10 protein-coding genes are annotated in these 11,293 nt (G+C 64.7%); 2 read left to right on the top strand and 8 right to left on the bottom strand.

Going from position 1 to position 11,293, the window contains the following annotated elements; genetic code table 11:
• Positions 1-74: 74 nt before the first annotated feature.
• The 5 genes from CV103_RS02520 to CV103_RS02500 all read right to left on the bottom strand — a co-directional run bounded on the left by CV103_RS02520 (position 75) and on the right by CV103_RS02500 (position 4,564).
• Positions 75-593: an SDR family NAD(P)-dependent oxidoreductase gene (locus CV103_RS02520; protein ID WP_107393887.1), complete on the bottom strand. Its 519-nt coding sequence runs from the start codon at positions 591-593 to the stop codon at positions 75-77.
• Positions 594-595: 2 nt separating this feature from the next.
• A complete protein-coding gene (locus CV103_RS02515; protein WP_245896626.1) occupies positions 596-2,674 on the bottom strand; it encodes a hypothetical protein in 2,079 nt (692 codons plus the stop codon).
• Between the two features lie 197 nt (positions 2,675-2,871).
• Complete coding sequence (locus CV103_RS02510) at positions 2,872-3,417, bottom strand: hemerythrin domain-containing protein (RefSeq protein WP_107393885.1); 546 nt, start codon at positions 3,415-3,417, stop codon at positions 2,872-2,874.
• 189 nt (positions 3,418-3,606) lie between these two features.
• Positions 3,607-3,813, bottom strand: coding sequence for a hypothetical protein (locus CV103_RS02505; protein ID WP_107393884.1), 207 nt, complete (start codon positions 3,811-3,813; stop codon positions 3,607-3,609).
• 4 nt (positions 3,814-3,817) lie between these two features.
• Positions 3,818-4,564: a Crp/Fnr family transcriptional regulator gene (locus CV103_RS02500; RefSeq protein ID WP_211314334.1), complete on the bottom strand. Its 747-nt coding sequence runs from the start codon at positions 4,562-4,564 to the stop codon at positions 3,818-3,820.
• A gap of 309 nt (positions 4,565-4,873) precedes the next feature.
• Between CV103_RS02500 and CV103_RS02495 the strand changes: the two genes are divergently transcribed.
• On the top strand, positions 4,874-7,051 hold the full coding sequence (locus tag CV103_RS02495; protein ID WP_170112535.1) for a catalase: 2,178 nt from the start codon (positions 4,874-4,876) through the stop codon (positions 7,049-7,051).
• A 1-nt stretch (position 7,052) separates the two neighbouring features.
• On the opposite strand, the gene CV103_RS02490 is transcribed toward CV103_RS02495, so the two are convergent.
• From CV103_RS02490 to CV103_RS02480, 3 genes are all read right to left on the bottom strand, one after another.
• A complete protein-coding gene (locus tag CV103_RS02490; RefSeq protein ID WP_211314336.1) occupies positions 7,053-7,958 on the bottom strand; it encodes an NAD(P)/FAD-dependent oxidoreductase in 906 nt (301 codons plus the stop codon).
• 68 nt (positions 7,959-8,026) lie between these two features.
• A complete protein-coding gene (locus CV103_RS02485) occupies positions 8,027-8,554 on the bottom strand; it encodes a hemerythrin domain-containing protein (RefSeq protein WP_107393883.1) in 528 nt (175 codons plus the stop codon).
• Positions 8,555-8,783: 229 nt separating this feature from the next.
• Positions 8,784-9,656 (bottom strand): helix-turn-helix transcriptional regulator, encoded by an 873-nt coding sequence (locus tag CV103_RS02480; RefSeq protein ID WP_107393882.1) that lies wholly within the window; start codon positions 9,654-9,656, stop codon positions 8,784-8,786.
• Positions 9,657-9,751: 95 nt separating this feature from the next.
• Here CV103_RS02480 and CV103_RS02475 point away from each other — a divergent pair, with 95 nt between their 5' ends.
• Positions 9,752-10,660 carry an SDR family oxidoreductase gene (locus CV103_RS02475; RefSeq protein ID WP_107393881.1) on the top strand — a complete coding sequence of 303 codons (909 nt, stop codon included), beginning with the start codon at positions 9,752-9,754 and terminating at the stop codon, positions 10,658-10,660.
• Positions 10,661-11,293: the final 633 nt, after the last annotated feature.

Here is an 11,293-nt window from a genome sequence, read left to right as displayed (position 1 = left end):
CCAGAATTCACCAACCGGCGCGGCCACCTATCGGCCATCAAAATTGACGCCGACCGGACTCCGTAATCGTCGCGCTACACAAATCCCTGGATGCCCGATTTGGCCGCCACGTAGATGGAATTGCCTCCCTTGCGCGACACGGCGGACATCGATCCGATCAGGACGATATCGCTCCCCGCCTTCATCCGCTTCGCGGCGGCCTGTGTGGTGGTGAGGTAGGACGCGAAATCCACGGCGATCTGGTAATCGGTATCCCCATCGTCGGTTTCGGCCAGCGCCTCGGCCGGGACCGCCGCGTTGATTACGGCAATGTCGATGCCGCCCAGATAATCCTCGGCGGCATCGAAAAACCGCTCGGCCTCCTCCCGGTTGGCGAGGTCGACATTGATGCCGTCCCCCTCGCCTACCTCGCGGATGCGCTTCAGCGCGTCATCCAGATGCTCGGGCGTTCGGCCGCAGACGAATATCCTCGCGCCTTCGGAGGCGAGCAGCACCGCGATCGCGCGGCCGATCCCCGTCGTGCCGCCGGTGATGATGGCCTTGCGCCCCGCCAGTCCCGGCTGCTGGGTATGTGCGTCGGATAGCTCGGTCATGCTTACCCTTTCCCGTCGATCCAGCTGATGATGAGACGGCCGCTGGCCGGCACGTGATAATCGATGCGGTCAGCCCCCATCGGGTGCCCGCGCAGGACATCGCCGTCGGCGGCCGCAACTTTTGTCCTGGGCAGCTTGCGGCGCTTTTCCCGAACGAAGCTCAAGGTGGCGACGCAGGTTTCGCCGCCGTCCAGCATGATGCTTAGCGACCGATCGCCGATGCGCTCGATTCCCCTGATGAAATGGTCGCAGAACAGCTTGAAAGGCGCGCCTTCCACCGCGTGGAAATTGCGGGTTGCAAACACCATCGCGGCACCCGCGCCGTATATTTCCTGGCCCACCTGACCGGGACATTGACCATCGGGATAGAGGTCCTCCAGCGGGAACGACAGCTTGCGATCGATATGGCCGTTGCGGTTCCCGGTCGCGAGGATCCCGGCCGGCAGGACATCCGGATAATAATACCAGGCGCGATCGAGCGCATATCTGCAATATTCGGCCACCAGCATCCGCACCGCCGGATCGAGATCCGGCCCGCTCTGGTCCAGATAGACCTCGAAGGCGGTGAAGGCGTCGAAACACTCGTAGATCGCCATATAGGGCGCGTCCTGGAGGCAGGTGACGCTCAGGAAGTTGCGGTAATGCACCGCATGCTCGAGCTCGCTCTCCCATATCTCGCAATTGTGGAAGAAGCTGGCGAGATAGACATAGCTCTGCTCGGCATATTTCACGTCATTGGTGATGCGGTAGAGCCGCATGCAGGCCGCGGCGCCCCAGGCGGTGAGGTTCGCCTGATAGTTGAGGTTGAACCGCATCCCCATCGCCGCGTCGATCGCTGCCTTTGCCTCGTCGAGAAAGCGCGGATCGCCGGTCAGCTCGTGCGCCTGCAGCATGACATAGGCATAAAGGCCGCCGACATCCGTCTGGCCGCGATCGTCGTTGGCGGTCGCGGTGATGACGGAAAAGTCGGTTATCTTATATTGGATCGGCCATTTATAGTCGAAGTGCCGGGCGGCCTTGATGCTGAAGTCGATGCAATCGAGGAACAGCCTGGCCGAAGACCCATCGCCCGCCAGCGCCATCCGCCCCAGGTTGAGCATCGGGTGGTAGAGATACCAGCTGTCGACCGCGTCGGCGTCCTTGTCGCCGCCGACATTGGGCAGGTAGCGCCTGAGCGCCTTCAATTCCGGATCGTAAAAGCGGCTGAGCCCGGCGCGCAGTTCGGCTTCGAGCGGATGGGCCGCGCCCTGCCATCTCCCCCAATCGAAAACCGCCGCCAGCACCGAGATCTGCACCATCGAGTCCGGATATTCGCTCGCGGTATAGGGATGGACATAGCGATGGCCATAATGGCGGATCGTCGCTTCCGGGGCCTTGTCGAGATCGATGAGCGTCCGTTCGGCGCGCGCCACCCAATCCCGATAATCCGTGGGCGGGAGGTCGAGAAGCTTATAGGCTTCGCCCAGCATCTGCAGGAACTGGCGCGCGGATTCACGCTCATGCGGCGGGGCGTGATGGCGGAAGACGAGGATCGCGTCGGACAGCGTCACCTCGACCCCGGCGGTGAGCGGGTCGGACGGCAGCTTGCCCGATTGAACCGGCGTCGGCAGCAGATAGCCGAGTTCCGGCCACAGGCCGCCGACCGCGCCGTCGGGGCTGGTTTTGGTGGCGCGATAATAAGCGTTCATCGCCGTCAGGTTCTGGAAATAGAGCACGTTGCCGAAGGCGGGCTCGTCGATGCGGAAATAGATCATCCCGCTGTTGAGGCCGCGCTGCGCCGCCTCGACACGGCCTTCCGCCCCAAGGGGATCATCGTCCCCGTCAAGCGGATAGAGATCGCGCGGCATGAACGGAATGAGGGCGGGCATCAACGGCGTGAAGGTGGCCGTCATGCGGATATGCTCGAGCGCATCGCCGCCGGCCCTGAGCACGATGGAGTGGTTGCCCATGGCGCTTCTTAGCTCAAGCCGCATCGTCTCGCCCGCATGCGCCGCAACCTTCTGGCAGGTGAAGGCGGTCGGCAGGAATGCGGCACGCAACGCCAGGCCGCCGGCACCTTCGCGGCGGATGAGGACCCACACCGAATCCCGCGAGATCAACACCTCGCCGGCGAGATCATTGATATCGAAACGCGCCGCGATCCGCCCTTCGCCGTCGGCCAGCGTCTGTTTCAGGCCGATGACGAAAGGACTGGCCGGGCATCCGGTCCGGCCAGCCGCCCCACGGCGCCGGGACGCACCGGACCTGACAGGCCTTAGCCCCGTGCGGACCATGGCGATCAGGCCGGCATATCCGCGCCGACATATCGCTCATATTCTTCGGCATAGCGCCTGGTCAGCATGGCCTGATCCGCGGCCGACGCCTTTTCCTTGAGGTCGAGGAACCAGTTGCCCTCCTCGGCATACATATGATGCGCGACAGCGCCCTCGATATGCTCGAGCTTGTCGATGAAATCCTGGCTCATGGGGTCCAGCTTCTCGAGAAGCGCCATCTGGACCTTCACCATCGCCTGCTCGTCATATCCCATGCCGGCATGGGCCTTCTCGCCATCTTCGGCGAGCGCGGGATAGATCACCGCCTCCTCCGCGATCGCATGGCCGGTCAGGAGGAGCCCGAGCTGGTTTAGCGCGGCGCTGCGGCCCGCGGCATCCGCGCTGGCCTTCACCTCGGCAAAGGCATCCTCGAGGTCCATGTGATGCTGCAGGATCTGGTCCAGCCAATCGCCCGGGGCGGCTGCGCTGGTCGCCTTCGTGCGCGCTTCCAGGCGGGCTTGCTCGGTCTCAGGCGGCGTAACGGCGGCTATGAGGCGGTCGAGGACGGACATCGGCATTCTCCTGATCGGGACAGCCAGCGGCTGGCACCATGCCCCGAACAACCGGCGCCGATGGTCGGCGTTCCGGCCGGCCGCGCGAAATCAACACCGATCAATACGAATCCCGTATCGCCAGCGCGCATGCCGGTGTCGGGGGCATGCGCCGCCGCAGACGGCTCCGGGCGGAGGCATGGCCGCGCATCATTGCCCTTCCGATCTATCCTTGTCCGCCCTCTGCCGCTCCGCGATTTCCGCGGCCGAGATCAGGTTCTGGCCGGTCCGCGTCGCGGCATCCGGCGTCATCGTCACCGCCACGCCGTCGGGTCCGTCGAGGACGACGAGCCCATCTTCGGCGCTGGCGATACCGGCTTTGGTCTGTGGCGGCGGAACGGCGGGCGGTGCGGGCATGAAGCTATGGCCTTGGATTTGAGGGCGGATTTGAGGGCGGGGCGTAGTCGATATAGAGATAGGCGGGATTGAACTGCCCGCGTTCGGCCAATCGTTCGGGATCGAGGATTTCGACGAGCGAGGATCGGAAAATGCAGAGCCGATCTTCGCGCAGATGCCGCATCACCCGGTTCACATGCACGTTGGTGAGGCCGCATATCTCGGCGAGATCATTCTGGGTGAGGCCGAATGCGAAGCGGCGACCATCGCTGAGGCCGGCCGAGACGAGCCGCACATTGGTCTCGCACAGGAAATGCGCCACGCGCCCGATCGCATCGAGACGGCCGAGGCGGAACAGCCAGGCGCGGTGGATGGCGGCATCGATGAGCGTGGCGAACCAGAGCTTGCGGGCTAGTCGGGGCATCTCGCGCGTGATGGCGTCGAGCGCCACGTGCGGCACGATCGCCACCGTCGCCGCGGTCATGGTCGCGACATCATGGTCGAGGATCTTGAGCGGATAGGCGTGCAGATCGACGAAATCGCCCGGAACATGCACCGCCACGAGCTGCCTCAGGCCGCGCCGGTCATCGATATAGCGCGACATGATGCCTTCCAGCAGCAGTGTGCTTTGCTGAAGGGATTCGCCCGCGCGGGCGATCGTCTTGCGGGGTTCAACCGTCTGAACCTCGACAATGGCCGCCTCGAGCCTTTCGCGCTCATCAACCTCGAGGCTGACACCACGTTTATCTCTCAGGAAACGTTCGGTGAACACGGCAGACCATCCTCCGGGGTGGGCCAGGATGCATCGGCGGTCGCGCCGTGCTTCTCCCCAACGGGCGACGTGGCCGGGTGTTGCGCCGGCCCGGGCGCAATCATGATGACGCAGGTTAATTTAGCCCCGGCCCCGGCAACCGCCCGGCGTTGCCTGGGTTCTTAGGCCACATCCCGCCATTGGCGTCGCGGCCGCATGCCCGGAACCAACCCGGCCGGCCGCCTCGTCCAGGCATCGAGCGAAGATGAGGATATCACCATGGCCAGGACACCGGCATCGGGCAAGTCACCCGCGAAATCCACCGGCGGCATGACGTCGCCAGAGCTGGCGGGAGTGGATGTCGGAGGCGAATCGCCGCAGAAGGCCTCGCCCCTGCCCGCCGATGCCGCGATCTCCTTTTCCTATGACGAGCCACAGGGTAGCGGCGGCGAGACGCGCCAGGCCGCCGACGGCGACGTAGCGACGCTCACCACCCAGCAGGGCATTCCGGTGGCGGACGACCAGAACAGCCTGAAGCAAGGCAAACGCGGCCCCACCCTGCTCGAGGATTCCCATTTCCGCGAAAAGATCTTCCATTTCGATCATGAGCGGATTCCCGAGCGCGTCGTGCATGCGCGCGGCTATGGCGCGCACGGCTTCTTCGAGCTGACCGACAGCCTGGCCGATGTCAGCCGAGCCGATATCTTCCAGCGCGTCGGCGAGCGCACGCCGGCGTTCGTGCGCTTCTCGACCGTCGCCGGCTCCAAGGGCTCGTTCGATCTCGCCCGCGACGTGCGCGGCTTTGCGGTCAAGCTCTATACGCAGGAGGGCAATTGGGACCTCGTCGGCAACAACATCCCCGTCTTCTTCATCCAGGATGCGATCAAGTTTCCCGACCTGATCCACTCGGCCAAGCCCGAGCCCGACCGCAACTTCCCGCAGGCGCAGACCGCGCATGACAATTTCTGGGACTTCGTCAGCCTGACGCCGGAAAGCTTCCACATGATCATGTGGACCATGTCGGACCGGGCGATTCCCCGTTCCTTCCGGACGATGGAGGGGTTCGGCGTCCACACGTTCCGGCTGCTCGATGCGGAGGGCAGATCGACCTTCGTCAAGTTCCACTGGAAGCCCAGGCAGGGCCTGCAATCGGTCGTCTGGAACGAGGCGGTCAAGATCAACGGCGCCGATCCCGATTTCCATCGCCGTGATCTGTGGGACGCGATCAACGGCGGCGATTTCCCCGAATGGGAGCTGGGCGTGCAGCTGTTCGACGATGATTTCGCCGACGGCTTCGACTTCGATGTGCTCGACGCCACCAAGATCATTCCGGAGGAACTCGTGCCGGTGCGGATCATCGGCCGGCTGGTGCTCGACCGCGTGGTCGACAATTTCTTCGCCGAGACGGAGCAGGTCGCCTTCTGCACGCAGAATGTGCCGCCCGGCATCGACTTCTCGAACGACCCGCTGCTTCAGGGGCGCAATTTCTCCTATCTCGATACGCAGATCAAAAGGCTGGGCGGCCCCAATTTCACCCATATCCCGATCAACGCGCCCAAATGCCCGATGGCCCATTTCCAGCAGGACGGGCACATGGCGATGCGCAATCCCAAGGGCCGTGCGAACTATGAACCCAACAGTTGGGGCGCGGCTGATGGCGGACCGCGCGAGGACCCGGCCCGCGGCTTCACGAGCTTCGCCGAAACCGCCGACGGCCCCAAGCAGCGCATCCGTTCGGAGAGCTTCGCGGACCATTACAGCCAGGCGCGGCAATTCCTCGTCAGCCAGACGCCGATCGAACGGAAGCATATCGGCGATGCGCTGGTGTTCGAGCTTTCCAAGGTCGAACGGCCCGATATCCGATCGCGCGTCGTGTCGCATCTGCTGAACATCGATGCGACGCTTGCGGCAACCGTTGCCGATGGCCTGGGGCTGGCGCTTCCCGATCCCGCCGTGGCGGCGCGCGAGCCGATCGCCGATCTGCCCGCTTCCGACAAGCTCAGCATCGTCAAGAACGGGCCGGCCAGCTTCAAGGGGCGCAAGCTCGGCATCCTGCTGAGCGATGGCGCGGATGCGGCGATCTTCACGGCGCTGTTGAAGGCGGTTGAGAAGGAAGCGGCGGTTTATGAGGTGATCGCGCCCAAGATCGGCGGCGTGACCTTGTCCGACGGCACGACCGTCTCCGCGAAGCACAAGATCGACGGCGGCCCCTCCGTCCTGTTCGACGCGGTCGCGATCCTGGTCTCGGCGGACGGCGCCGCGCTGCTGTCGCGCGACGCCGCCGCCAGGGATTTCGTCACCGATGCGTTCGCGCACTGCAAATATATCGGGATCGGCGCCGAGGCCGAGGCGCTCTTCGCCGCCGCCGGCATCGCCGAGGATCTCGACGAAGCCTGCCTGCCGCTTGGCGAGGCCGCAGACGCCGCCCCGTTCATCGAAGCCTGCCGCGCGCTGCGTTTCTGGCCACGGGAACTGGCGGTCGATCTCGACGCGCAGCCCGAGGCCTGATCTATCGGAGAAGCGGGGTCTGCCGGGCCAGATCGTTGCGGATCGTGGTCGCGGCGACACCGCCCTCGCCCATGGCGTGGCTGATCTGATCGAGGCCGAGCACGACATCGCCGGCGGCATATAGGCCCTCGACGCTGGTGCGCTGATGCGCATCGACCTTCAGGCATCCCTCTTCGGACAGGTCGGCGCCGACCTGTCCGGCAAGCTCCGAGCGGGCATCCGAGCCCAGCGCAGGGTAGAGGCTGTCAAATGCCCGTGGCCCGGCTTCCAGATCGACCAGGATCTCATTTCCGTCCAGCCGGATCGCGCGGCAAGGCCCGGCAATGCCGATTCCCGCTTCGCCTAGCAAAGCCCGCTGCTGTGCCGAGAGTTGGCGCGCCGCCTCAGGGGCGATCAGCGTGACATTGGCGGTGTAGCTGCGCAGGAACAAGGCTTCGTTGCACCCGCGCTCGCCCGTTCCCAGTACGGCGACGGCTCGGTCAGTCACCTCGTAACCGTCGCATATCGGGCAATAGCGCAGCCGGCCGGCGGCCACCGCACGCGCGTGCGTGGAATCATCGATCATGGGCGGGCGGCGATTGACCACGCCGGTGGCAAGCAGCACCGTCCGCGCCCGGATCGTCGATTGATCCGTGCGGGCGAGGAAGTCTCCCTGCCGCCGCTCGAGCGCATCTACGTGGCCGTTGCGAAGCTCCGCGCCAAAGAGGCCGGCTTGCGATCTCATCCGGGCCAGCAGATCGGGGCCCGTTATCCCTTCCGGAAACCCGGCATGATTGCGGGTCAGCGGGATGAGGCTCGCCCGGCTCTGCCCCGCGTCGATCACGATGACGGCGAGATGGAACCGAGCCAGATAGATCGCGGCAGTCAGCCCCGCCGGGCCGCCGCCGATAACGAGGCAATCGCAGATACCCTCCGCGGAAGCGATCGACGGGTCGACCGCTTCTGGCGGGTGGGGCGCCGGGGAGGTTCCGTCTATTACCGGGCCCGCGCCATGAGTTCGGCCTTGCGCTCGGCAAGCTGGACGCCCAGCGCCTTGAGGTCGAGATCGCTGTCGCGGCTCTCGGGGAACATCTCGCTCTCCTCCTCCTCGACATGATGCTCGATATATTCGCCCAGCACCGTCACCTTGGCGTCGAACAGCCGGTCGCCCGCCTTCATCGCCTGGATTTCCGCGATGAGCTGCTTGGCGCTGGCATGCTCCACCTCGGCCTCGTCGAGCAGATCGTCGTCGTCGATCGCCTCGCGCGCGGCGGGATAATAGATTTCTTCCTCGATCTGCGCGTGGACCGTCAGCGCCAGGCAAATCTTCTCCGCGAGCGCCTGCTTCGCGGCATCGTCCTCCAGCGTCTCATAGTCCTTGAAATAGCCCTTCACTTCCTTGTGGTCGTTCTTGAGCAGCCTGATCGCATCGACGGGCTTGCCTTCGGCACGCACATTCTTGCGGGCGACCTTCGAAGCCGGTTTGGTCTTGGGCGCGGGTTTCGCGGTCTGGGCGGTAGCCATGCAGTCTCTCCGAGATAAGGGAAGCGCCGAAATCCGGCATATTCCCCTCCATGAACCTTCCAGCCCCTGAAAAGACCCCGCCCGGCGCCGTGAATTAACCTGCGTCAGCGCGATTTCCGCCCTCGCGCACCGCTATCCGGGCGCGCCAACGACCGGTTGATCGCCCGCCCCGCAGATCAACCCCACCGCCCAATCTATCGCGGTGTCATGGGCTATCCCGATTGCGGCTCTATGGCTGCTGCTGCGACTCCGCGCGCGGCGTTCCGCAGGTGGTGGTCTCCGCCGAGGCGACCAGCGCCCGGATGGCCTCGGCGTCGGCCGGCGATGCGGGATTATAGACGACCATGCCCAGTTCCGGCCTGCCGTCGACCGAGAAGGACGAGAATTCCAGCTCGATAAGGCCGGCTTCGGGATGGTGGATGCGCTTGAACCCCTCGCCATGGGCGACGACATCATTGTCCCGCCAGAACGCATCGAATTCGGGGCTGATGCGCACAAGCTCCTCGACAAGCCGGTTCGCTTCCTCGCCCACGCCGGCACGCGCGACATCGGCGCGGAACGCACCGACCACCCAGCGCGCGACGCCTTGCCAATCGTCCTGAGCCGTGCGCGCCCGCGCCGTGCCGAACATCAGCCGCAGGATGTTGCGCTCCTCCCGGGGGATCTTCGCATAATCGGTGAACAGCATGGCGGCCGCCCTGTTCCAGCCGACCACATCCCAGATCGCCGTCTTGATGATCGCGGGGCTCCCGAGCGTGTCGAGCAGACGCTGCAGGCGAGGCGAAACGCCTTCGACCGGCTTGTAGAGTACTTCCGGCGGCCGCCCGAGCCCGAGCATGTAGATATGCTCGCGCTCGGGCTCGGTCAGCATCATCGCCCTGGCGATGCGGTCGAGCACGTCGGCGGACGGAGCACCGCCCCGCCCCTGCTCCAGCCAGGTATACCAGGTTGGGCTGATATTCGCGCGCTGGGCAAGCTCCTCGCGGCGCAGCCCCGGCGTCCGGCGGCGGCCGCCCGTATAGCCGAAGGCCGCGGGATCGAGCCGGGTGCGCCGGTTGCGAAGAAAGGTTCCGAGCTGGTTGGCGGATTGGGCGGGCACCATGCGATCCTGTTGGTCGTTATACCATGATAAGGTCACTACTTTAACAGGTTGATATCTAGCCCGAGATCAGTCCCCGGACAATTCGGAGATATTCCATGCGTGTTTTACTGACCGGCGCCACGGGCTTCATCGGATCGCATATCCTGCCCGAACTGATCGGCGCGGGCCATGAGGTGCTGGGCCTCACCCGCTCCGATGATGGCGCCCGCCGGCTGGAACAGGCGGGCGCTCAGCCCTATCGCGGCACGATCGACGATCCGCGGAGCCTGATGGCCGGCGCAGAGCAGGCCGATGCCGTGATCCACACGGCCTTCGATCACGATTTCTCCCGCTTCGTCGAGAATTGCGCCAAGGACGCCCGGCTGATCGAGGCCCTGGGCGCGGTGCTTGCGGGGACCGGCAAGCCCTTCATCATCACGTCCGGCACCGGCATGGGCAGCAACGGCCCCGGCAAGCCCGCTACCGAAGACACCGTCGACTGGAACAATCCCAACCCGCGCATCGCATCGGAAAAGGCCGGCGCGGATGCGCTGGCAAAGGGCGCATCGGTCGCGGTGGTGCGCCTGCCGCAGGTGCACGACACCCTGAAACAGGGGCTGATCTCCCCGCTGATCGCCATAGCGCGCACCAGGGGCGTCTCAGCCTATATCGGCGATGGCGCCAACCGCTGGCCCGCCGCGCACGTCACCGATGTCGCCCGGCTGTACCGGCTGGCGCTCGAAAAGCATGAGGCCGGCATTCGCTACCATGCCTCCGCGGAGGCGGGCGTCCCGGCGCGGGCGATCGCCGAAGCGATCGGGAACGGGCTGGGCCTGCCCGTCATCTCCCTCGCCCCCGAAAAGGCGACGGAGCATTTCGGCTGGATGGGATCGTTCATGAGCTACGACATGCCTTCGTCAAGCGAATGGACACGCCGGCGCCTCGACTGGCAGCCGGACGGGCCGAGCCTGATCGCCGATCTGGAGGCGATGGATTATGGAGCCCTGCCTTCCTTCAGCAGGTAGCAGGTAGCAACGCCGGGCTGAAATACGCAGCGCACGTCGGATCCACTGATAGCCAGGAGCGCTGCCTGCGCGGAGATCGAGAGGATCATCGAAGATCGAATTTCGCGTTCCGGGAGCGCTTCACCGGAGACAGCGAAAGCCGCGATAAAATCCGCGCATAAAAAACCCCGGCAAGTCGTTGGACTGCCGGGGCTTTTCATGGTGGGCGTGGCAAGGATTGAACTTGCGACCCCTGCGATGTCAATTCGTGCGAGACACCACAGACACGATAACTGCTACATGGAAATCAACGGGGTTCCGCCGTTTCGTTCGCTCTGTTGGAAATGATAGCCGGTCCTTATGAGGTCTAGCAAGAGGGGCGGTGTGGCAGAATTGTGTTATCTTTGGCCATGTTGCCCGCTGCTTTTGATTATACAAACACCCGCATGTCCCTACGGTTGGATGCCCAGTTCATGTTGAGCAAGCTTTTCCAACTCTGGTACGATCCGCCTCATTACGCTTGAACAGATTTCAGAAGACTCCGGGGGGATGAGGTTGGGGTTGCTCGCTTCGGCTAGGGTCGGGACCCATAAACAGGATTCCCTTGGCGTCGGGAATGTGATTCATATGTGGACGCCCCCTTGGCAAGGGCAT

The organism is Edaphosphingomonas fennica (assembly GCF_003034225.1).
Lineage (GTDB): Bacteria > Pseudomonadota > Alphaproteobacteria > Sphingomonadales > Sphingomonadaceae > Sphingomonas_E > Sphingomonas_E fennica.
This window is presented reverse-complemented; position numbering and strand designations above follow the sequence as displayed.